13 protein-coding genes are annotated in these 22,548 nt (G+C 73.6%); 3 read left to right on the forward strand and 10 right to left on the reverse strand.

Annotated features, from left to right (window positions below):
- Positions 1-94: 94 nt before the first annotated feature.
- The 3 genes from JOL79_RS13345 to JOL79_RS13355 form a co-directional block, all read right to left on the reverse strand.
- Positions 95-3,469: a bifunctional glycosyltransferase/CDP-glycerol:glycerophosphate glycerophosphotransferase gene (locus JOL79_RS13345; RefSeq protein ID WP_210156096.1), complete on the reverse strand. Its 3,375-nt coding sequence runs from the start codon at positions 3,467-3,469 to the stop codon at positions 95-97.
- A gap of 97 nt (positions 3,470-3,566) precedes the next feature.
- Positions 3,567-5,183 (reverse strand): glycosyltransferase family 2 protein, encoded by a 1,617-nt coding sequence (locus JOL79_RS13350; protein ID WP_210156097.1) that lies wholly within the window; start codon positions 5,181-5,183, stop codon positions 3,567-3,569.
- Positions 5,173-7,137 (reverse strand): YML083C domain-containing protein, encoded by a 1,965-nt coding sequence (locus JOL79_RS13355; RefSeq protein ID WP_210156098.1) that lies wholly within the window; start codon positions 7,135-7,137, stop codon positions 5,173-5,175. Before JOL79_RS13355 ends, JOL79_RS13350 begins: the two co-directional genes overlap by 11 nt.
- A gap of 229 nt (positions 7,138-7,366) precedes the next feature.
- Here JOL79_RS13355 and JOL79_RS13360 point away from each other — a divergent pair, with 229 nt between their 5' ends.
- Complete coding sequence (locus tag JOL79_RS13360; RefSeq protein ID WP_210156099.1) at positions 7,367-8,110, forward strand: polysaccharide deacetylase family protein; 744 nt, start codon at positions 7,367-7,369, stop codon at positions 8,108-8,110.
- On the opposite strand, the gene JOL79_RS13365 is transcribed toward JOL79_RS13360, so the two are convergent.
- From JOL79_RS13365 to JOL79_RS13380, 4 genes are all read right to left on the reverse strand, one after another.
- A complete protein-coding gene (locus JOL79_RS13365) occupies positions 8,061-9,269 on the reverse strand; it encodes an acyltransferase family protein (RefSeq protein ID WP_307848513.1) in 1,209 nt (402 codons plus the stop codon). The two genes, JOL79_RS13360 and JOL79_RS13365, sit on opposite strands and share 50 nt — an antisense overlap.
- Before the next feature lie 72 nt (positions 9,270-9,341).
- Positions 9,342-10,889, reverse strand: a complete 1,548-nt coding sequence (gene guaA, locus JOL79_RS13370) for a glutamine-hydrolyzing GMP synthase (RefSeq protein ID WP_210156100.1) — start codon at positions 10,887-10,889, stop codon at positions 9,342-9,344.
- Between the two features lie 74 nt (positions 10,890-10,963).
- Positions 10,964-12,655 carry a GMC oxidoreductase gene (locus tag JOL79_RS13375; RefSeq protein WP_210156101.1) on the reverse strand — a complete coding sequence of 564 codons (1,692 nt, stop codon included), beginning with the start codon at positions 12,653-12,655 and terminating at the stop codon, positions 10,964-10,966.
- Positions 12,656-12,666: 11 nt separating this feature from the next.
- The gene (locus JOL79_RS13380; RefSeq protein WP_210156102.1) at positions 12,667-14,223 is read right to left on the reverse strand and encodes a succinic semialdehyde dehydrogenase; all 1,557 of its coding nucleotides are present in this window, start codon (positions 14,221-14,223) and stop codon (positions 12,667-12,669) included.
- A gap of 101 nt (positions 14,224-14,324) precedes the next feature.
- On the opposite strand from JOL79_RS13380, the gene JOL79_RS13385 reads away from it, so the two are divergent.
- Positions 14,325-16,262: a beta-propeller domain-containing protein gene (locus JOL79_RS13385; RefSeq protein ID WP_210156103.1), complete on the forward strand. Its 1,938-nt coding sequence runs from the start codon at positions 14,325-14,327 to the stop codon at positions 16,260-16,262.
- Positions 16,263-16,331: 69 nt separating this feature from the next.
- On the opposite strand, the gene JOL79_RS13390 is transcribed toward JOL79_RS13385, so the two are convergent.
- Positions 16,332-18,074, reverse strand: coding sequence for a glycerol-3-phosphate dehydrogenase/oxidase (locus JOL79_RS13390; protein ID WP_210156104.1), 1,743 nt, complete (start codon positions 18,072-18,074; stop codon positions 16,332-16,334).
- A 229-nt stretch (positions 18,075-18,303) separates the two neighbouring features.
- Between JOL79_RS13390 and nagA the strand changes: the two genes are divergently transcribed.
- Positions 18,304-19,446 carry an N-acetylglucosamine-6-phosphate deacetylase gene (gene nagA / locus JOL79_RS13395; protein ID WP_210156105.1) on the forward strand — a complete coding sequence of 381 codons (1,143 nt, stop codon included), beginning with the start codon at positions 18,304-18,306 and terminating at the stop codon, positions 19,444-19,446.
- 57 nt (positions 19,447-19,503) lie between these two features.
- Here nagA and JOL79_RS13400 read toward each other — a convergent pair whose 3' ends face one another.
- Both JOL79_RS13400 and guaB read right to left on the reverse strand, forming a co-directional pair.
- Complete coding sequence (locus JOL79_RS13400) at positions 19,504-20,622, reverse strand: GuaB3 family IMP dehydrogenase-related protein (protein WP_210156106.1); 1,119 nt, start codon at positions 20,620-20,622, stop codon at positions 19,504-19,506.
- A 71-nt stretch (positions 20,623-20,693) separates the two neighbouring features.
- The gene (guaB, locus tag JOL79_RS13405; RefSeq protein ID WP_210156107.1) at positions 20,694-22,175 is read right to left on the reverse strand and encodes an IMP dehydrogenase; all 1,482 of its coding nucleotides are present in this window, start codon (positions 22,173-22,175) and stop codon (positions 20,694-20,696) included.
- Positions 22,176-22,548 lie beyond the last annotated feature (373 nt).

The following is a 22,548-nucleotide window of genomic DNA, read 5'->3' on the forward strand; positions in this document are numbered from 1 at the left end:
CCCGATGGCCTTACCCGCGCTTTGCCCAGCCTTGACCCGCGCCGGACGCGGCGCCCCCGGCCCGAGGGCGCCCGAGGCCCGCGATGGACCGGCGTCAGCCGAACAGCGCGTCGACGAGGCGGGCGGCGGCGCGTCCGTCGGCCAGCGGACGGAACCGGGCCAGGAACGCCTCGCGCAGGCCCGTGTGCTTCTCGGCCACCTCGGCGAGGTCGCGGACGGCCTCGGCCACCTCGTCGGCCGAACGCAGCAGCGGGCCGGGCGCCTCGGGGTGCGGGGGACGGTCGTCGGCGGAGTGCAGGAGCACCGGCCGCCCGGTCACCGGAAACTCGAACGCCGCCTCGCCGTGGCCGGTCACCAGCACGTCCGCGACGAGGTAGAGGCCGTGGAGGTCGGGGTGCGCGGAGACGTCCCGCACCCCCCGGACCGCGCGCGGCCGGACCGGCGACGGGCCGGGCCGCGGCCCCCGCGGACGCCACACCAGGATCTCGTGGTCCTGCGGGAGCGCCTCCCGCAGGCGGCCGAGGTCGAGGGACGGCCCGTCCCCGGGCACGTACAGCACGGTCACGCGTCCGGGCGCGACGCCGAGGCCGCGCCGCGTCCCGGCCACCGCGCCGGGAGAGGGACGGCACAGCAGGTCGTCGCCCGGCAGCCCGGTCTCCAGCACCTCGCCGCCGAACGGGAACGTCGCGCGGAGCCGTTCGGTCCACCAGGGACCGGCCGAGACCAGGTGGGTCCACTCCCGTGCGCCTTCGGCCAGCCGCTCGCGCTCGTCCCGGCCCGCGGGGTCGTCCGGCGGGCCGTGCCAGGTCTGCACCACGACCTGCCCGTGCCGCCGGACGAACCAGGACGGCAGCGGGCCGTCGGCGACGACGAGGCGGCAGCGGGCCAGCGCCTCGTAGTGCTCCCGCCCGAGCGAGCGGACCGCGTCGGCTCCGCCGGGCAGCGCGACCTGCCCGTCCCGCACGTGCCACAGGAACTCCAGGTCGGCTCCCCGCCGCCGCAGCTCCTCGTGGATCGCCTTCGGGCTCGCGCCGAGCCGCGTGCCGCCGCCCCCGCTGAGGAACACCGCGTCACGCAGCGGCCGCTCCCTCATCTTGGGGTAGGCGATGGTCCGCAGCTCCCGCTGCGCCTTGCGGCCCCGCTCGTTCGCGCCCAGGTCGCCGCCCACGGTCAGCACGGCGCGACCGGCCTCGTCGGTCCCCAGCTCGAAGGTGCGCCGGGCCGTCTCGTGCGCCGCCGGGCCGTCGCCGTCGAGCTCCACCGGCAGGTCTTCGGCGCCGCCGAGGACCCGTACGGACAGGGCGTAGCGGCCTCTCGGCAGCGGCAGCGGCCCCGCGGGCGAGTCGACCTCCTCGGGGGCGAGGCGCGCCCGGAAGCGCGCGCCCACGGCCTCGATCGGCGCAAGGCGCTCGTCCTGCCGGTCCAGCGAGGTGACGACCAGGGCCGACGGCGCGTGCGGCACGGCGAACCCGCCCTCGAGGAGCAGTTCGCCGCCGGGCAGCCACTCCGTCAGGTCGGCGTAGGCGCTGACCGGCTGGTCCCGCAGCACCAGGCAGCCGGACCGCTCGCGGAGCACCACGATCTCCCGGTCTTCCACGGCGTACCGGCCGGGCGGGAGGTCGTCGACGGCGGTCACGGCGGTCGCCGTGCCGTCGGCCGCGCGCACCTCGACCGTCCACTCGGCCGGCGCGTCCAGCAGGTGGACGTCGTCGGGGCAGGCTGCGGGCTCGGGCCTGCGCGCGGGCAGGACGCGGCGCAGGTCGACGGTCGCCTCGAACGTGCGCCGGTCGACCTCGACGGGGAAGCCGAGCGGCACGCCGCCGGGCCGCCGCACCAGCTGGAGCACGGGCTCGGGGCCCAGGTCGGTGACGACGTGCCCCACCAGGCGGAGCCTGCCGTCCCTGACGCTCTGGGTGAGGACGCGGGCGGCCTGCCTGCTCGCGCGCACGACCAGGTCGCCGGTCTCGCTCAGCAGCGGCGCCGCGTAGTGGTCCGGGCCGACGGCGCGGCCACCGGCGCGGGCCACCCAGGTGGCCCGGCCGTCCGCGATCCGCCCGCGCCGCAGGAAGCCCCGGTGGACGACGCCCAGCTCGACGTGCCACCGTCCCAGGCGGCCGGGCCGCGCCACGAGGGCGGGGTCGATCTCGACGCGGAACCCGCCCCAGTCGTGTTCGCCGCCTGACCCGGCGCGCACCCGGGCCCGTGTCGTCACGGCGCGCACCCGCAGGCGCCGGCCGCTCCGCTCGTGCACGAGGGCGGCGAAGACGCGCTGGTGGAAGCGGCGGGCCGGGCGCAGGAACGCGGGGGCGGCCCGGCCCTCGACCGTCAACCGGCCGTTCTCCCACCTGACCGCGTCGACGCGGTGACGCGGGTCGAGTTCCTCGCGGACGCGGGTGAGCGCCGCCGGAAGCGCCGCGCCGCGGCCACGCGACACCGGTACGTCGAGGTGGTAGCGCCACAGCCGCCGCACCAGCCGCCGCTCCGGCGCGACCTCCCGGTCCCAGGCGACGACCCGCAGCAGGTCGCCGAGACGCCGCTCCCTGACGAGGTGCCACTCCACCCGCCGGAGCGCCGGCAGCGCGTCGCGCACCGGGAGTGCCACGTCGTCGAGGTAGGCGTTCGCGAGATCGAGGAAACGCTCCCGGAACGGCTCGGCAGCCCGGTCGAGGACGTCGAGGAAGTTCGTCAGGTCGGACTCCAGCACGACCCGGTCCCAGCCGTGGATGTGGGCCGTCAGGTGATGCTCGGTCAGGAAGTCGCGCACGCCGTTCACCGCGGCGAAGCGGTCCTCCAGGTGCGCCGGACCGGTCTGATCCTGGGTGATCGAACGGCTGCCCGCGGTCCGTTCTCTCCACACGTACACCGGTGCGGGCAGCACGTCGACCGCGCGCGCGAGGAAGTGCGCGCGCAGGGCCACCCCGATGTCCTCGTAGAGGACTCCCTCGGGGAAGGCGAGGGAGCGGGCGTCCCAGAACGCGCGGCGCCACAGCTTGTTGGTGACGAGCCGGTCCCGCAGCAGCGCCCGGTTCCTGGTGATGTGCGAGTGCGCGCCGGGGCGGGCGGCGATCTCCCGGTGCAACGCCGACGGACGGGTCCGCCGCCCGTCGTACCGCAGCACGTTGCCGACGGCGATGTCGGAACCGGTGCGCTGCAGGCTCGCCAGCAGGTATTCCAGCGCGTGGACGGGCAGCAGGTCGTCGCTGTCGAGGAACATCAGGAACTCGCCGGTCGCATGCCGGATCCCGGTGTTGCGCGCGGCCCCGAGGCCGCCGTTGTCCTGCCGCAGCAGCCGGAAGCGGCCGTCGCGCGCGGCGAAGCGGGCGGCGATCCGCGCGCTGGCGTCTGGCGAGCCGTCATCCACCATGACGACCTCCACGTCCTGCCACGTCTGCGCCGCGACCGACTCCAGGCAGGCCGAAAGGTAGGGCTCCACGTCGTAGATCGGGACGATGACGCTGATGCGAGGCACGGCGAGGTCCTTAGGTCGGTCGATGTGGCGGTGGCGGGCGCGGGACGGGCACGGTGACTGCTCGTGGCTGCGTGACAGGGCTGTGGCTGCGGGCCGGTCAGGCCGCCCGCACCAGCGAGCGCAGTCTCCGGCGGATGCGACGGGCGGTGCGGCGCGCGGTGCGCCGGAGCGGGCGGGCGGTGCGGCGCGACCGATGGGCCGCGGAATCCCCGGCCGGTGCGGCCGCCCCCGGCTCGGCCGCCCCCGGATCCGCCGACCAGGGCCGGGCCGCCGGCGGCGGAGGCGGCGGCTGCGCCGCGGCGATCCCCCATTTGTCCCCGGCGTCCCAGAGCGTGCCGAACATCTCGTGCGCCAGATCGTCGAGGTCGTCTCCGGGGGCGGCGCACCAGCGGGCCCGGGTGAAGGCGGCGGTGCGTTCGAGCCGGGCGTGCACGACCTCGCCGTCCGCGCCCTCCTCCAGCGCGAGCGACACCACCGCCAGTCCCCTCCGGTCGGCGAACTTCACCAGCGACCCGATCGCGGAGCGGCCGGGCGCCCATCCGGGCGGGCAGTGCAGGCGGAACGGCACGGGGAAGCAGACGTCCGGGACGCTCTCGCAGAAGGCGACGCGGGACTCCCCCTCGTAGCAGGCCCGGACGAGCCGCAGGTCGAGGTCGGGGTCGCGGAGCGCGTCGCGCCGCCCGCCGCGCAGGCGGCTCCACGGCGCGACGATCCGCACCGACACGTCCGGGAGCCTGCTCGCCAGCACCGCGTCGACCGTCCCGCGCACCTCCTCGAACGAGGCGTCCCCGGCGGCGACCACCACCTCGACGTACGGCACCAGATAGCGGCGGGCGGGGTGACGCCGCAGCCAGCGGAAGGCCGGCACGCGCTCGGCGAGGTAGGGCCAGTTGTGCCGCTTCACCTCCTGCTCGCGGCGCATGACGGTGGACTCGCCGATGTGCCGCGCCCGCGCCGCCCGGTCGGCGACGAAGACGGCGCCGGCCTGGGCCAGCCGGTAGCCCAGCTCGGTGTCCTCCCCGAGCACCAGCGTCCGGTCCAGCCCGCCGGCCGCGCGGAACAGGGCTGCCGGGAGCGAGGCCGTGGCCCCGACCATGACGGAGAACGCCTTGAGCCCGGCCTCCCGCAGATCGGCGGTCTGGTCCCAGCGTTCCTCGGTCCACTGCGGGGTGCCGTCCGCGTCGGGGAACAGCTTGTCCAGGGCGCCGGCCTCGATGGCCGCAAGCACCTCGTTGGCCGGGACCTCGTCGAGCCCCGGCACGAACCGCAGCCGCCCGAGCACCACCAGATAGCTCGCGAGGTGATGCCAGCGCATGTGCGCCTCGACGTGGTCGGGGAACGGCACGACGTCGGCGTCGAGGAAGTGGATGACGTCGCCGTCCGCGATCTCCGCTCCGGCGACGCAGGCGGCCGGCTTGCCCCAGACGCCGGGCGCGGGACGGACGATCCGGGTGCGCGCGGGCATCGGGCCGTCGAGCGGGGGCATCGGGTGGTCGCCGTCGTCGACGACGACGACCTCCAGCAGGTGGCTGGGATACGTCTGGGCGGCCAGGGCGGCCAGCGTCAGCGGCAGCGTGCGTTCCGCCCGGTAGGCGGGCACGATGACGCTGACCGCCAGCGACGGCGTCCACGCGCCGAGCTCGGGCGGGTCGCCGAGCACGCCGTAGTCGTTCAGGGGGATCCGCGGGATCCGGGTGTGGTCCTCATCTCTCATGCGGCACCGCGCTCTCCATCAGGTCGTTGAACACCAGTCCCCGCCACTGCGCCTGATAGGAGGCGAGGAACGACTGGACGGGCTGACGCCAGGTGTGACCCTGCGCGTTCCTCCGGCGCAGGACGTAGTTGAAGCCGTGGGTGCGGTAGACCCGGCCGCCCGCCGCGAGCACCGCTTCGAGGAGCTGGCCGTCCACGGTCCTGGGCAGGGGCCGGAAGCCGCCCACCGCCTCGAAGGCCGCCCGGGTGATCAGCATCGTTCCCCCGGCCACCTGCGGCGCGTACCGCTCCGTGCCGATGCACCGCCGGATCGTGACGTCCAGGGGCTCCAGGTAGACGAACTCCGCGGCGGAGCCCACCAGGTCGGCCCCCGAGTAGAGCCGCGCGAGCAGGAGGTCGGCCAGGTGGTCGGGGCCGTACCAGTCGTCGTCGTCGACCTTGGCGAGCAGCGACCCGGACGCGGCGGCGGCCATGCGGTTGAGCACCGCGCCGAACGGCATCCCGGCCGGGGCCTCGACGACCGTGACCGGCAGCAGTGCGCTGCCGACCGCCGCCTCGCGGGCCGGCACCCCGTGCAGGCCCACGATCAGCTCCGCGGTCACCCCCCGCTGGCGTTCGAGCTGCCGGACGGCCGACGCGATCATGTCGGGGCGGCGGGTGGCCAGCAGGATCGAGACGGCCGGCCGCGGCGGCACGGGCAGCCCGGCGTCGCCCGCGAGGCCGCGCCAGCGCGCGAGCACGCCGTGGTTGCGCAGCGCGCACCGCCGCAGCCGGATGCTCAGCTCCTCGCGCCGTAGGTCGTCGTCGAGGTCGCCGACGCTCGACGCCCGCAACGCGGCGGCCAGGCCGGGCCCGAGCGCCGCGTCGCGCGCGGCGTCCGGCGTGGCGGTCATGGGCACGCCCGCGGCCGCGAGCGCGGCCACGATCCGGGCGGCGACCACGGCCCGCCCCGGAAGGGCGGGCACGGCCACGCACCTGACGTCGCGCAGCCGGGCGACGTCCACGTCGGTGATCTCGCCGTCGGCGGGGAGGCGGACGACGGTCCGCTCGCCGCAGGCGATGAGGAGACCCCGGTCGGCGTCCCCGGCGACGAGGACCGCGGCCGGCAGCGAGGGGCTGGGGCGGAACCCGATGGGGTTGACCACCGCCTCGTCCACGGGCGGCAGCAGCTCCGGGCGGGGCCGCGTCTCCAGGCCGGGGAGACGCCGCTCCACGACGGGCGGCCCGTCCTCCGCCGGCTCCCGCTGCCGGGCGGGCTCCTCCGGCGGCCGGGCCGGGGCCGGGACCAGCGCGGCGGCCGACGCGGTGACGCGGAGCAGGACGTCGCAGCCGGGCGCGTCGCGGCGGCCGGGGACGGGCCCGCGCTCCGGGGCCGGCGTCGCGTTCGGGTCGCCGGGCCGCCAGCGGGCGGCCCCCGGACCGGCGAGACCGGCCACCGGCTGCGGCATGGGCCGCGCCCCGGCGAGGCCGTGCGCCACATGCGCGAGGACGTCGCCGGGCGCCACGGCCTCGGCGAAGGCGGCGTCCAGCAGCCAGCCCCGTCCCGCGCGGACCACGCGCAGGTCGGCGAGGTGCCGCCACGTCTCGCCGTACCCGCCGGGCAGCGGCGGCGGCGCCCACGACGGCGCCTCGGCGATCGCCACGCGCACCCGCCGGGCGCGCGGCAGCAGGCCGCGCATCGGCACGGCGCGGCGAACGTCGGCCGGGGACCGGGCCGCGAGGACCACGCACGCGTACGCCTCGTCCTCCGGGGCGCCGGTCGCGGTGTCCCCCGCCTTACCGTTCGCGTCCTCCGCGTTCTCGTCCACGGTGGGCACGGCTGGCAGGGTCAGATCCTCCAACCGGGTCCAGGGACCGCTGAAGCCCTCGACGAGGCGGTCGAGCAGCCGTGGACAGGACTCGAACCCGATCCACGTCCCCCAGGTCCGCCGCGATCGGGTGGCGGCTCGCGTCACCCGTCCTCCTCCGCAGGCCGTTACGACGATGACCGGGCCAGCATCGCGAACGGCGCCGCGGATGCGGTCGCCTTAGCCGCCTTCTTGGCGGAAGGTTTAACAGTCCACGGCCCTGGTGCGGCCGTGCTGGACGAGCATGATCAAACGGGACGGACGGGGCTTGTCTGGGAGGTCGTCCACAGAGTCGCGCGTTACGATGCCGCGTGAAAGATCCCCGAGGAGTCCCATCATGCCTTTTCGCACCCTCATTCCCCTCACTCTCGCCTGTGCGCTGGCGGCGGCCGCCGCCGTCCCCGCCCAGGCCGATTCCGCCCAGGCGGCGTCCGCCCGGCGCGAGCCGTTCTGCGCGACCCACAAGTGCATCGCGCTGACCTTCGACGACGGCCCCGCCGACTACACCGAGACGCTGCTCAAGACGCTGGCCACCTACCACGCGAAGGCGACGTTCTTCGTCATCGGCAACCGGGTGGAGAAGCACCCCAAGCTGACCGCGATGATCGCCAAGGCTGGTCACGAGGTCGGCAACCACACCTGGGATCACAAGTATCTGACCGACCTCACCTACGAGCAGATCAACAAGGAGATCGGCGACGCCCAGCGGATCATCACGAAGGCGACCGGCAAGGCGCCCGTGCTGTTCCGCGCGCCCGGCGGCCTCCGCAACGGCGGTGTCGAGGAGATCACCGCCAAGTTCGGCCTCATCCAGATCCCGGGCACGGTCGCCACGAAGGACTACATCAAGGACTACCGGGACGTCGGCGTCCTGACCTCCCGCGCGCTCGACGTCGCCGGGGAGGGCGAGGTGGTCCTGATGCACGAGACGGTCAAGCAGACCGTCCAGTCCCTGCCCGCCGTGCTGAAGAAGCTGACCGCGGAGGACTACCACTTCGTGACGGTCTCGACCCTGCTCGAGGGTCAGGAGCTCATCCCGGGACAGGTGTATCCGGAGCAGTCGTCCGTGGTCGCCGGCTGAGCCGCTTCCCCAGACGCTGGGTGGGCGTCTCGACCAGCAGGTGCGTCAGCCAGCTCAGGGTGAGCAGCGCCACCAGGTAGCCGAGCGCCAGTGTCGCCTGAACGGTGGGCGGGACGGCGCGCAGGTCGCCCACCAGCGCGCTGAGGTAGCGCAGCAGCGGATGGTGCACGAGATAGATCGAGTAGCTGATCAGGCCCAGCCAGGTCAGCACTCCGGGCACGCGTCGCCCTCGCAAGGCCATGGCGAGGGCGAACGTGCCGCCCGCCAGGACGATGGTGGTGATCCACACGTCGGGCTGGACCCACCACCAGCCCGCCTGGTCCGCCCACACCGGGGCGACGGCCACCAGCGCCACCGTGACGACGACCGGGGCGAGGCCGCCCGTCCCCCGTTCCCAGCGGTAGACGGCCGTGCCGGCGAACATGACGGCCAGGATCGCCGCCCCGAACCACGGCACGAAGCTGCCGAACACCAGCAGGATCAGCGCCATCGCCCCCAGCGCGTACGCCGCCGCCCGCCGGAACCGGCCGGTCACCAGGCAGACCATCCCGGTCACGAATACCGCGGCCGCCGCGAGGGCCGGCCACGGACCGGGCAGCAGCGGGGCCGTCAGGGCCAGGCCCGCGCAGACCGCCAGCGCGCCGAAGCCCACCGCGAGCGCCCCGCTGCGCCGGTGCAGCCCGCCGGTGAACAGCGCGGTGACCAGCAGGTAGAACACCATCTCGTACGACAGCGTCCACATCGGGTCGGCGACCGCCCCGATGTGGACGACGTCGAGCAGCATCGTCAGGTGCGCCGCCACGGCCGACGGGTGGCGCGGCACCTGCGGGCGCACCGGCACCCAGAACGCCACCACCAGCACCGCCGCGATGACCACCAGATAGAGCGGGTAAAGCCGGAAGATCCGGCTGATCCAGAACGCCCGGACGTCGCCCCGGTGCTCCAGCGAGGCCGGGATGATGTAGCCGCTCACCAGGAAGAACACGAGCACGCCGTACATGCCGAGGTTGAACCAGTACGGCCGCAGCGACGGCATGAACCAGGGCAGCGAGTGCTCGGCCACCACGGCCATCGCCCCGATTCCGCGCAACGCGTCCAGCCAGGCGAGCCTGGTGGCCGAGGTGGGGGACGACGCGACGGCTGGCTGGGTGGCAATCACCGCGCCACCCTATCCGCCATGCCGGATTTCACACCTGAAGACGGGATCTCCGGATGGGATCCGTGCTCAGGATCACTCCCACTCGATGGTGCCCGGGGGCTTGCTCGTCACGTCCAGGACGACCCGGTTGATCTCCCGCACCTCGTTCGTGATGCGGGTGGAGATGCGCGACAGCACGTCGTAGGGCACGCGTGACCAGTCGGCCGTCATCGCGTCCTCGGACGTGACCGGGCGCAGCACGACCGGGTGACCGTAGGTGCGGCCGTCGCCCTGCACGCCGACCGAGCGGACGTCGGCCAGCAGCACGACCGGGCACTGCCAGATGTCGCGGTCGAGGCCGGCGCGCGACAGCTCCTCGCGGGCGATGGCGTCCGCGTCGCGCAGCACGTCGAGGCGCTCGCGGGTGACCTCGCCGATGATGCGGATGCCGAGGCCGGGGCCGGGGAACGGCTGCCGCCACACCATGGCCGACGGCAGGCCGAGCTGCTCACCGGCCCGGCGCACCTCGTCCTTGAAGAGCGTGCGCAGCGGCTCAACCAGCTCGAACCGCAGGTCGTCCGGCAGTCCGCCGACGTTGTGGTGGGACTTGATGTTGGCGGTGCCGGTGCCGCCGCCCGACTCGACCACGTCGGGATAGAGCGTGCCCTGCACGAGGAAGTCGACCGGGCCGTCGGCGAGGATCGCGCGCTGCTCGTCCTCGAAGACCCGGATGAACTCCCGCCCGATGATCTTGCGCTTCTCCTCGGGGTCGGTCACCCCCGACAGCGCCTTGAGGAAACGCTCGGAGGCGTCGACCACCCGCAGCTTCACGCCCGTGGCGTCGACGAAGTCGCGCTCGACCTGCTCGGCCTCGCCCTTGCGGAGCAGTCCGTGATCGACGAAGACGCAGGTGAGCCGGTCGCCGATGGCCCGCTGCACGATCGCCGCGGCCACCGCGGAGTCGACGCCGCCGGACAGGGCGCAGATGGCCCGGCCGTCGCCGATCTGGTCGCGGACGGCCGCGACGGCGTCCTCGACGATGTTGAGCATGGTCCACGACGGGCGGCAGCCGGCCGCGTCGAGGAAGTGCTTGAGCACCGCCTGGCCGTGCTCGGAGTGGAGCACCTCGGGGTGGAACTGCACGCCGTACAGGCCGCGGGAGGGGTCCTCCATCGCGGCGACGGGAGTGGCGTCGGTCGAGGCGGTGACGGCGAAGCCCTCGGGGGCGCCGACCACCGAGTCACCGTGGGACATCCACACCGTCTGCGACGCGGGCAGGCCCGCGAACAGCGCGCCCTGTTCGAGCACCCGCAGGGGCGTGCCGCCGAACTCGGCCGCGTCGGTCCTGGCGACCTGGCCGCCCAGCGCCAGGGCCATCGCCTGGAAGCCGTAGCAGATGCCGAAGGTCGGCACGCCGGTGCCGAATAGGCCGGTAGGCACGGCCGGGGCGCCCTCGGCGTACACCGACGACGGGCCGCCGGACAGGATGATCGCCTTGGGCTTCTTGGCCAGCATCTCGGCCACCGGCATCGTCGAGGGGACGATCTCGGAGTAGACGTGGCATTCACGCACCCGGCGGGCGATCAGCTGCGCGTACTGCGCGCCGAAGTCGACCACCAGGACCGTGTCGAACTCAGACACCGGAAGGTACCCCCAAAGGCAGCGAGCGGTACGGCCAGTCTATCGGCGCGGTCACCCCCGCCTGATACGACCGCTCAGCGCTCGCCGGGGGGTGGCGGAGTGATCTCCACGATCGGCAGGCGGAGCGCCGCCGGCGCGGACGGCGGCACGACGGGCCGGACCGGGGCGACCGGCGCGATCCTGGCGTACGGCGCGCCGAGCGGCGGGCGCGGGTCGGCCTCCTCCTTGTTGGGCCACATCGCCAGGGCCCGCTCGGCCTGCGCGGTGATCGTGAGGGACGGGTTGACCCCGAGGTTGGCCGACACGGCCGATCCGTCCACCACGTGCAGGCCCTCGTAGCCGTAGACGCGGTGGTAGGGATCGACGACCCCGGTGTCCGGCGAGTCGCCGATCACGCAGCCGCCGAGGAAGTGGGCGGTGGCCGGGATGTCGAAGAGATCGAGCCACGATCCCCCCGGAATTCCGCCGATCTCCTCCGCCGCCAGCCGGACGGCCCGGTGACCGGCCGGGATCCAGGTCGGGTTCGGTTCGCCGTGGCCCGGGCGCGCCGTCAGCCTGCGTCCCTTGAGCGACACCGTGACCGAGTTGTCCTTCGCCTGCATGACGAGGGCGATGACCGCCCGCTCGGACCAGCGCCGATGGTTGAACAGCCGGGGCACCAGGCGGGGGCGCCGCAGTGCCGCGCCGAGGAAACCCAGCCAGCGCGGCACCCGGCCGCCGCCGTCGATCAGGAGCGTGCGCAGCAGGCCCATCGCGTTGGAGCCGTCGCCGTACCGGACCGGCTCGATGTGCGTCTCGGCGTCCGGGTGGATCGAGGAGGTGATGGCCACTCCCCGGTTGAGCCTCTCCCCCGCCGCGGTGGTCCGCTCGAAGCCCAGGAGCGCCTCGGAGTTGGTCCGCGTGAGCGCCCCCAGGCGGGACGACAGGCGGGGCAACGTGGTCGCCCGCAGCCGGTGGAGCAGGCGCTGCGTGCCGTACGTGCCGGCGGCGAATACCACCTGGCCGGCGGTCAGCGTGCGGGCGCGCCCGAACGGGCCGGTCCCGCGGGTCGTGATCTCGTAGCCGCCCTCGACGGGCCGGATCCCGGTCACGGTGGTTCCGGGGTGGACCCGCGCCCCGGCCCGCTCGGCCAGGTAGAGGTAGTTCTTGATCAGCATGTTCTTGGCGCCGTGGCGGCAGCCGGTCATGCATTCGCCGCACTCCACGCAGCCGCGCCGCCGCGGCCCGGCCCCGCCGAAGTACGGATCGTCCACCTCGACGCCGGGCTCGCCGAAGAAGACGCCCACCGGCGCGAGGCGGAAGGTGCCGCCCACGCCCATCCGCTCGGCCACCCGGCGCATGATCTCGTCCGCGGGGGTCACCGTGGGGTTCTCCGTCACGCCGAGCATCCGCTTCGCCTGGTCGTAGTAGGGCGCGAGCTCGGCCTTCCAGTCGGTGATGTGCCGCCACTGCGGATCGGCGAAGAACGGGTCAAGTGGTTCGTAGAGGGTGTTGCCGTAGACCAGCGACCCGCCGCCCACCCCGGCCCCCGCGAGGACCATGACGCCGCTGCGGCCGCCGAGCACGTGGATGCGCTGGATGCCCTTCATGCCGAGGGCGGGCGCCCACAGGAAGTCCCTCACGCGCCAGGAGGTCTTCGGCAGGGTCCGCTCGTCGAACCGGCGGCCCGCCTCCAGGACGCCGACCGAGTAGCCCTTCTCGACGAGCCGGAGCGCGGCCACGCTGCCGCCGAAGCCCGACCCGACCACCACCACGTCGTAGTCCACCGGCGGGCCGCTCACTTGAGCCGGAGCCGCTTCATCGTCTTGAGCAGCCCCGCCAGGGTGTCGGCGTACCGGTCGTAGCCCATCCCGAGGACCGGCTCGAAGCCGAGCCAGGTCGCCTGGCTGGCCACGGTCTGCGCCTCCGTGTATTTGAGCAGGCCCTCCGCGCCGTGCCTGCGGCCGAGGCCGGAGGCCTTCATCCCGCCCATCGGGGCGTCGTAGGAGCCGTACGCCGCGGCGTACCCCTCGTTTATGTTGACGGTCCCGGCCCTGACGCGGGCCGCGACCCGGCGGGCCCTGGCCGGGTCGCGGGTCCAGATCGAGGCGTTGAGCCCGTAGACCGTGTCGTTGGCCTTCTCGATCGCCTCGTCCTCGCCGGCGAAACGGTAGATCGAGACCAGCGGGCCGAACGTCTCGTCCCGGCAGACGGCCATGTCGTCGGTGACGCCGTCTAGGACGGTGGGCTCGTAGAACAGCGGGCCGAGGTCGGGGCGGGCCCGCCCGCCGGTGAGCACGGTGGCCCCCTTCGCCACGGCGTCCGCGACGTGCGCGGCCACCCCGTCGAGCTGGCGGGAATGGGTGAGGGAGCCCATCTGGACGTCCCAGTCGAAGCCGGGGCCGATCCGCATGTTCCGCACCGCCCGCACGAGCTTGTCGCGGAACGCGTCGGCCGCCCCCTCCTGGACGTACAGCCGTTCGATCGCGATGCAGAGCTGACCCGCGTTGGAGAAGCACGCCCGGATGGCCCCCTGCGCCGCGAGATCGAGGTCGGCGTCGTCGAGGACGATCATCGGGTTCTTCCCGCCGAGCTCCAGGGAGCAGCCGATCAGCCGCCGCGCGGCCTCCTCGGCGATCCTGCGGCCGGCCCGGGTCGAGCCGGTGAACGCCACGTAGTCGGCGCCGTCGACGAGGGGCTCGCCGATCACGTCCGGGTCCCCGACGACGACCTGCCAGATGTCCCGGGGCATGCCCAGCTCGGCGAGCAGGTCGACGACCCAGAGCGTCGACAGCGGCGTCTGGGTGTCGGGCTTGTGGACCACGGCGTTGCCGGCCAGCAGCGCAGGGACCACGTCGCCCACGCCCAGGGCGAGCGGATAGTTCCACGGGCTGATCACGGCGACCGCGCCCTTCGGGTGGCGCAGCTCGGTCACCCGGGTGGCGACGGGGAAGATCCCCTGCCGTCTCCGGGGTTCGAGCAGGCCGGGGGCCCTTCGGGCGAAGTAGAGCGTGCAGCCGGCCGCGTCGAGGAGCTCCTCGTACGCGTGGCGCCTGGCCTTGCCCGTCTCCCACTGCACGATGTCGAGCAACTCGGCGCGGCGGTCGATGAGCGCGTCGTGGAACCGCAGGAACGGCTCGGCCCGCTCACGGGCGGGCAGCGCCGCCCAGGCCCGCTGGGCCGCCCGCGCGGTGGCGTACGCCTGGCGGACGTCCTCGGCCGTGGAGAGGGGAACCTCCGCGAGGACCTCGCCGGTGAAGGGGGCGGGGATCGCCCGCGTCTCGCCGCCGGAGGCGACGTGCCCGACAAGCCGGCTGGTCACATCCGGGTCGAACGTCCGAATCATGGCACCCATGCCGGAAGAATATTCCGGAGCCCGCCTACTGGCTACTGGCTGGTAATGCGACATTAATGCGCCGGTCCGAACCGGAGGCGGTCCGGATCCGTCGTAGGGGCATGAAGACATGGATGCGCACGGCGGGAGTCCTCGCCGCCGCCGGACTGCTGGTCACGGCGTGCGCCGACGGCCGTGCGACGCCCTCCCCCGGAACCGCCGACCTGACGGGGAAGGTCCGGCTCGTCTCGTACTCGGGCTGCGACGAGATGACGGCCGGGCTGCGGGAGACGACCGCGCGGAACGTGACGGCCTGGGGATTCGGACCCGGATTGATGTTCGCCCGCTCCGACGCGGCGGCCTCGGCCAAGCAGGCGACGCCCGCTCCGTCCTACTCGACGACCAACGTCCAGGAGGCCGGAGTGGACGAGCCCGACGTGATCAAAACCGACGGGAAACGGGTGATCTCGGTCTCCGCCGGGGTGCTCCGCGTGGTCGACACCGCGAGCCGGGCCGTGACCGGCACCCTGCGGCTGGTCCCCCCCGACCAGAGCTGGATGCAGGGCGACCTGCTGGTCTCCGGCGACCGCGCGCTCGTGCTGTTCCAGGGCGGCGGGGCGATCCCGTTCGGCGCGATGGCCAAGCGGCGGCCCGGCCCGGACGGCTCGATGTACTTGCTGGTGGACCTTTCGGGCCGGCCGCGGGTCCTCGGGACGCTGACGGCGCACGGCACCCACGTCGACGCCCGCCAGGTCGGCTCGACCGTGCGGATCGTGGTCCGGTCGCAGCCGGAGATCACCTTCCCGCCCCCGAAGGAGAACGCCGCGGAGAGCGAAATGCTCGACCGCAACCGCGAGGCCGTGCGCTCCGCTCCGGCCGAGGCCTGGCAGCCTTCGTACGAGATCGAGTCGGGCGGCGCCCGCCGCACCGAGCGGGTGGGCTGCGACCAGGTCAGCCACCCGGACGAGTTCACCGGCACGTCCATGCTGACGGTCCACACGGTCGACCTGGCGGCCGACCCCGCCCAGCCCTTCGCCGCCGACACCCCGGTCGCGGTCGCCGCCGACGGCGACACCGTGTACGGGACGCGAAGCAGCCTGTACGTCACCAGCAACCCGCGCTGGTGGTTCGCCGGCCCCGCCGTCGACGTGGCAGCAGGGGCCGCGGGGGCCGCGGCGCCTGCCACGTCGGCCCCGGCCGCCCCGCCGGAGCGGACCGAGGTGCACCGGTTCGACATCGGCGGCGCCGGCGCTCCCCGCTACGTCTCCTCGGGGGCCGTCCCGGGGCGGCTGCTCAACCAGTACTCCCTGTCGGAGTACGAGGGCCGGCTGCGGGTGGCCACCACCAGCGACGCGGAGGTCTTCGGCGCGACGCCGGGGACGAGCCAGAGCGGCGTCTACGTGCTCGACGCGAACACGCTCGGCCAGGTGGGGTCGGTCACCGGCCTCGGGCGGGGCGAGCGGATCTACTCGGTCCGGTTCATCGGCGACCTCGGCTACGTGGTCACCTTCCGGCAGACCGACCCGCTGTACGCGCTTGACCTGCGGGATCCGGCCCGTCCCCGGGTGTCGGGCGAGCTGAAGATCACCGGCTACTCGGCCTACCTGCACCCCGCCGGGGACGGACGACTCATCGGGATCGGCCAGGAGGCGAGCACGGAGGGCCGGGCGACCGGCACCCAGATCTCCCTCTTCGACGTGTCCGACCCGGCCGCGCCGACGATCCTCTCCCGGTTCCACCAGCCCGACTCGGGCTCGGAGGCCGAGTGGGATCCGCACGCGTTCCTCTACTGGCCGGAGTCGGGCCTGGCCATGGTCCCGCTGACGAACTGGTCGCGCGGCGCCGGGGCGGCCGTCGTCCTGCGGGTCGGCGACGACGCGATCGCCGAGAAGGGCGTGATCACGCACCCGGTCCCGCCGAAGGACGGCGTGTCGGCGCCCGACCCGAGCATCCACCGCTGCCTGGTCATCGGCGACACGCTCTGGACGCTGTCCGACCTCGGGCTCAAGGTCAGCGACTCGTCGACCCTCGCCGACCGGGCCTGGATCCCGTTCGCCTGACTGCGCTCCGGCGGGGGCCGCGTGGCCCTCGCCGGGCTCCGGCGGCCGGTGGTCAGATCAGACCGGATGTCAGGAGGGACGGCGCTCCGGCGGGGCCACCGGCACGATCTCGGGCGCGCCGAGGCGGATCGCGTCGGCCGCCTGGTCGGTGTCCTCCTCCTGCGAGGCGCGTTCGGCCTCCACCCGCTTGGTGTAGTACTCCACTTCGCGCTTGACCTGCTCGTCGTCCCAGCCGAGCGGCCCGGCCATCAGCTCGGCGGCCTCCTGGGCCACCGCCGTGCCCCGGTGGAAGGTCTCGATCGAGATGCGGGTGCGCCGGGTCAGCGCGTCGTTCAGGTGCCGGGCCCCCTCGTGGGTCGCGGCGTAGACGATCTCGGCCCGGAGGTAGTCGTCGGCACCGCTCAGCGGCCGCCCGAGCGAGGGATCCTCCTCGATCAGTACGAGCAACTCGTCGATCAGTGAGCCGTACCGCTCCAGCAGGTGCTCGATCCGCGCCACGTGCAGCCCCGACGACCGCGCCAGCCGGTGCCGCGAGTTCCACAGCGCGCGGTAGCCCTCCGCGCCCACCAGCGGCACCTGGTCCGTGCACGACGGCGGGACGCGCTGGTCGAGGCCGTGCGCGACCGCGTCGACCGCGTCCGCCGCCATGACGCGGTACGTGGTGAACTTGCCCCCCGCCACCATGACCAGGCCGGGCACCGGATGGGTCACGACGTGCTCACGCGACAGCTTGGACGTCTCCTCCGACTCCCCGGCCAGCAGCGGCCGCAACCCGGCGTACACGCCCTCGACGTCGTCCCTGGTCAACGGCACGGACAGGACCGCGTTCACGTGATCGAGCAGGTAGTCGATGTCGGCCCGGGAGGCCGCCGGATGGGCCTTGTCGAGGGTCCACTCGGTGTCCGTGGTGCCGATGATCCAGTGCCGGCCCCAGGGGATCACGAACAGCACGGACTTCTCCGTCCGCATGATGATCCCGGTCACCGAGTGGATCCGGTCGCGGGGCACCACCAGGTGGATGCCCTTGGACGCGGTGACGTGGATGCGCCCGCGCCCGCCGACGAGTTGCTGGATGTCGTCGGTCCACACCCCGGTCGCGTTGACCACCTGACGCGCCCGGATGTCCAGCTCGGCCCCGGTCTCCAGGTCGCATACCCGGACGCCGGTCACCCGCTCCCCCTCCCGGAGGAACGCGATCGCCTGGACCCGGGACACGACCTCCGCGCCGTACGTCGCGGCCGTCCTGAGGGTGGTCATGACGAAGCGCGCGTCGTCGACCTGCGCGTCCCAGTACTGCACGGCGCCGGTGAACGCGGCGCGCCGCAACGAGGGGGCCACCTGCAGCGCCCGCCGCCGGGTCAGGTGGCGGTGACCGGGCACGCCGCGCCGGAAGCCGAAGGAGAAACCGAGCGTGTCGTAGAGCGCGAGGCCCGCGCCGATGTACGGCCGCTCCCAGCCGGGATGCGTCAGCGGGTAGAGGAACGGCACCGGCTTCACCAGGTGCGGCGCGATCCGCTGGAGCAGCATGGAGCGCTCCCGCAGCGCCTCGCGCACCAGGTCGAAGTTGAGCTGCTCCAGATAGCGGAGCCCGCCGTGGATCAGCTTGGACGACCGCGACGACGTGCCCGAGGCGAAGTCGCGCGCCTCGACCACGCCCACCGACAGACCTCTGGTCGCGGCGTCCAGGGCGGCGCCGGCGCCGACGACGCCTCCGCCGATCACGACCACGTCGAGCTCCTGCGCCACCATGCGCGTAAGCGCGGCGGAACGTTCCGCCGGGCCCAGCCGCGCCGCGCCCATCCTCGCCGTCATACGGCTCCCTCTGTACGGCTGTTGCGTCTGCCGAGGCGAATCTACCGGTGGGGAGCTACCCGAAACTCCACGCCATTCCTCCCTTTTAGCCAAGGATCTCCGGAATTGTCAGTAAACAGGCCGCCCGGCGGAATGATCCGCCATCGCCGGATATCCGAGGGATCCGGTTCCGTACGGCCGACGCGGCCCCCCGGCGGCGGGCGGGGAGCGCGTTAGCGAAGATGTCCGCATGAGCGTGACTGTTTCGGACGCCCGTGTCGTCACCCCCGGCGGGGTGCGCGACGGCTGGCTCACGATCGAGGACGGCCGGATCACCCACATCGGCGACGGACGGGCGCCCGGACCCGGCCTGAGCCTGGGCGGGCGCACGGTCGTGCCCGGTTTCGTGGACATCCACACCCACGGCGGGGCCGGCGGCTCCTACCCGGACGGCGATCCCGAGACGGCCGCCGCCGTAGCCGCGTTCCACCTGTCCCGCGGCTCGACGACGGCCCTGGCCAGCCTCGTCACGGCCTCCCCCGACGCGCTCGCCCGGGCCGCCGGCACGCTGGCCGATCTCGCCGAGCAGGGTTTGATCGCCGGGATCCACTTCGAGGGCCCGTACATCGCCAGGGCCCGCTGCGGGGCGCACGACCCCGCACTGCTGCGCACCCCCGACCGCGCCGAGTTCCAGGCACTGGTGAAGGCCGGCCGCGGCCACGTCCGGATGATCACCATCGCACCCGAACTGCCCGGCGCGCTCGATGTGATCAGAGAGGCCAGGGCCGAGGGCGTCGTCGCCGCCCTGGGCCACAGCGACGCGACCTACGAGCAGACGATCGCCGGCATCGAGGCCGGTGGCGGCGTCGCGACCCACCTCTACAACGCCATGCCCCCGCTGAACCACCGGGATCCGGGGCCCATCGCCGCCCTGCTCCAGGACGAGCGGGTGACGATCGAGCTCATCAACGACGGCGTGCACGTCCACCCGGCCATGCTGCGCCTCGCCATGCGGGCGGCGGGCCCCGGCCGTACCGCCCTCATCACGGACGCGATGGCGGCGGCCGGCATGGGCGACGGCACCTACCCGCTGGGCCCGATGACGGTGAACGTCGAGAACGGCGTGGCCCGGCTGGCCGAGGGCGGAGCCATCGCGGGCAGCACCCTCACCATGGACGTCGCCTTCCGCCGGACGGTCGGAGATCTCGGGGTGCCCATCACCGACGCGGTCCGGATGGCGTCGCAGACCCCGGCCCGCGTGCTGGGCCTGGACGCCGAGATCGGGTCGATCTCCACCGGCCGGTACGCCGACCTGGTGGTGCTCGACGACGACCTGAACGTGGACGGCGTGATGAAGCGCGGATCCTGGGTCACGCGCCCGGCGGGCGTCTGACCGGCCGCGCGCCCGGCCGGCGGGCCCCGGCGGACACCGGGGCCCGGCGTCCGGGTGTCAGCGCTGCGGCGGGGCGACGACCACCTCGACGCGCTGGAACTCCTTGAGGTCGGAGTAGCCCGCGGTGGCCATCGTGCGGCGCAGCGCGCCCATCAGGTTCATCGACCCGTCGGCCAGGGACGAGGGGCCGTGCAGGATCTCCCGCAGGGTGCCGATCGTGCCGAACTCCACCCGCCTGCCGCGCGGCAGCTCCGGGTGGTGGGCCTCCGACCCCCAGTGGAACCCGCGGCCGGGGGCCTCGGCGGCCCGGGCCAGCGGCGACCCCACCATGACGGCGTCGGCGCCGCAGGCGATCGCCTTGGCGATGTCGCCCGAGCCGCCCATGCCGCCGTCGGCGATGACGTGGACGTAGCGCCCGCCCGACTCGTCCATGTAGTCGCGGCGCGCGGCGGCGACGTCGGAGACCGCCGTGGCCATCGGCACGACCACGCCGAGCACGTTGCGGGTGGTGTGGGAGGCGCCGCCGCCGAAGCCGACCAGCACGCCCGCCGCGCCGGTCCGCATGAGGTGCAGCGCGGCGGTGTAGGTCGCGCAGCCGCCCACGATCACCGGGACGTCGAGCTCGTAGATGAACTGCTTGAGGTTGAGGGGCTCGGCCCGGCCGGAGACGTGCTCGGCGGAGACCGTCGTCCCGCGGATCACGAAGATGTCGACGCCCGCGTCGATCACGGCCTTGTGGTGCTGCACGGTCCGCTGCGGGGACAGCCGGACGGCCGTCGTCACGCCGGCGGCCCTGATCTCCTCGATGCGCCGCCCGATCAGCTCGTCCCTGATGGGGGCGGTGTAGATCTCCTGCAGCCGCCGCGTGGCCGCGTCCTGGTCGAGGGTGGCCACCTCCTCCAGGAGGGGCGAGGGGTCGTCGTAGCGCGTCCACAACCCCTCCAGGTCGAGGACGCCGAGGCCGCCGAGCCGGCCGATCTCGATCGCCGTGGCCGGCGAGACCACGCTGTCCATCGGGCTCGCCACCAGCGGCGAGTCGAACCGGTAGGCGTCGATCTGCCAGGAGATCGAGACCTCCTCCGGGTCTCGGGTGCGCCGGGAGGGCACGATGCCGATCTCGTCCAGCGCGTAGGCACGCCGCCCGCTCTTGCCGCGCCCGATCTCCACCTGTGTCATTGTCGCCTGTTCTTTCCCGTTACTCGCGTACGGCTCCCGCCGTCGCCGCGCGGGAGCCGTACCGTCGTCCGCTATCGCCGGTGGTAGTTGGGGGACTCGACCGTCATCTGGATGTCGTGGGGGTGGCTCTCCTTCAGCCCCGCCGAGGTGATCGGCATGAGCTGCGCCTTCTCGTGCATCTCGGCGATCGTGCGGGAGCCCGTGTACCACATGCCCTGCCGCAGGCCGCCGACGAGCTGGTGCGCCACCGCCGCCACGGGGCCGCGGTAGGGCACCTGGCCCTCGATGCCCTCGGGGATGTACTTGTCCTCGCCGCTGACCTCGGCCTGCGCGTAGCGGTCCTTGCTGAACGACGCGCCGCCGCGCTCCCGGTTGCGCACCGCGCCGAGCGAGCCCATGCCGCGGTACGACTTGAACTGCTTGCCGTTGATGAAGATCAGCTCGCCGGGGGACTCCTCGCAGCCGGCCAGCAGCGAGCCCAGCATCACGGTGTCCGCCCCGGCCGCCAGGGCCTTGGCGATGTCACCGGAGTACTGGAGGCCGCCGTCCCCGATCACGGGCACGCCCGCGGGCGCGCACACCTGCGCGGCCTCGTAGATCGCGGTGAGCTGCGGCGCGCCGACCCCCGCCACGACCCGGGTCGTGCAGATCGAGCCGGGCCCGACGCCCACCTTCACCGCGTCGACGCCCGCTTCGACCAGCGCCTGGGCTCCGGCCCGGGTGGCGACGTTGCCGCCGATGACGTCGACCTGGCCGTTCGCCTTGATCTTGGCGACCATCTCGCAGACGCCCCGGGAGTGCCCGTGCGCCGTGTCGACGACGATCACGTCCACGCCCGCCTCGATCAGCGCCATGGCGCGCTTCTCGGCGTCGCCCGCCACTCCGATCGCGGCGCCGACCATGAGCCGGCCGCGGGCGTCCTTGGTGGCGAGGGGATACTGCTCGCTCTTGGTGAAGTCCTTGACCGTGACCAGGCCCTGGAGCCGGCCCGACCCGTCGACCAGCGGCAGCTTCTCCACCTTGTTCTGCCGCAGCAGCCGGAAGGCCTCGTCCCTGGAGACCCCGACCGGGGCCGTCACGAGGGGCATCGGCGTCATGACGTCGCGGACCGGCTTGCTCTGGTCGGTCTCGAAGCGCATGTCGCGGTTGGTCACGATGCCGACGAGCACGCCCTGGTCGTCCGTCACCGGCACACCGGAGATCCGGTAGGTGGCGCACAGGCGCTCGACGTCGGCGAGCGTGTCGTCCGGCGAGCAGGTCACCGGGTTGGTCACCATCCCGGCCTCGGAGCGCTTGACGAGGTCGACCTGCTGGGCCTGCTCCTCCATGGGGAGATTGCGGTGCAGGATCCCGATGCCGCCCTGCCGGGCCATCGCGACCGCCATGCGGGCCTCGGTCACCGTGTCCATCGCGGCGGACACGAGCGGGATGCGCAGCGTGACGCTCCTGGACAGCCGGGTCGTGGTGTCCGCCTCACCCGGCTGCAGATCCGAGTAGGCGGGAACCAGGAGCACGTCGTCGAACGTGAGCCCCGGCTCGGTGAACTTGGCCATCGCAACCCCTCCTGCCCTGCGGGCCCCTCGCCGGACCCGAGGCCAGTCTAGTGGCCGTCGCGAAGCGGAACCCGGCCGACCTGTCAAGGGCGGCGGACAGAGAAAGTGGGGGGACCGATGGCCGGTCCCCCCACATCCCACGCGTCGCGCCTGCCAGGCGGTCGGGCCCCCCTCCGCGCTCGACCGCATGGTCCCGGCTGACGCTGAGTCAAGGATGCGTCACGGAGCGTCCGCGCGCAATGCCCCAACGTGCAGTTGCACAAAGCTGCATATCGGCGATTTTCGAAACTGCGAACGAAACGAAAAAGCGCACGCACGAAATCAGCCGTCCGGGGTCTCACTATTGTGCGAATGGGCCGGACAGCGGGGGAAA

The organism is Microbispora oryzae (assembly GCF_017896165.1).
Taxonomy (GTDB): domain Bacteria; phylum Actinomycetota; class Actinomycetes; order Streptosporangiales; family Streptosporangiaceae; genus Microbispora; species Microbispora oryzae.

Coding starts and splice junctions, on each gene's coding strand:
- nagA (WP_210156105.1), top strand. CDS start 18,304: ATGAGCGTGACTGTTTCGGACGCCCGTGTCGTCACCCCCGGCGGGGTG.
- JOL79_RS13350 (WP_210156097.1), bottom strand. CDS start 5,183: ATGAGAGATGAGGACCACACCCGGATCCCGCGGATCCCCCTGAACGAC.
- JOL79_RS13400 (WP_210156106.1), bottom strand. CDS start 20,622: ATGACACAGGTGGAGATCGGGCGCGGCAAGAGCGGGCGGCGTGCCTAC.
- JOL79_RS13380 (WP_210156102.1), bottom strand. CDS start 14,223: ATGGGTGCCATGATTCGGACGTTCGACCCGGATGTGACCAGCCGGCTT.
- guaB (WP_210156107.1), bottom strand. CDS start 22,175: ATGGCCAAGTTCACCGAGCCGGGGCTCACGTTCGACGACGTGCTCCTG.
- JOL79_RS13390 (WP_210156104.1), bottom strand. CDS start 18,074: ATGACGGCGAGGATGGGCGCGGCGCGGCTGGGCCCGGCGGAACGTTCC.
- JOL79_RS13385 (WP_210156103.1), top strand. CDS start 14,325: ATGAAGACATGGATGCGCACGGCGGGAGTCCTCGCCGCCGCCGGACTG.
- JOL79_RS13360 (WP_210156099.1), top strand. CDS start 7,367: ATGCCTTTTCGCACCCTCATTCCCCTCACTCTCGCCTGTGCGCTGGCG.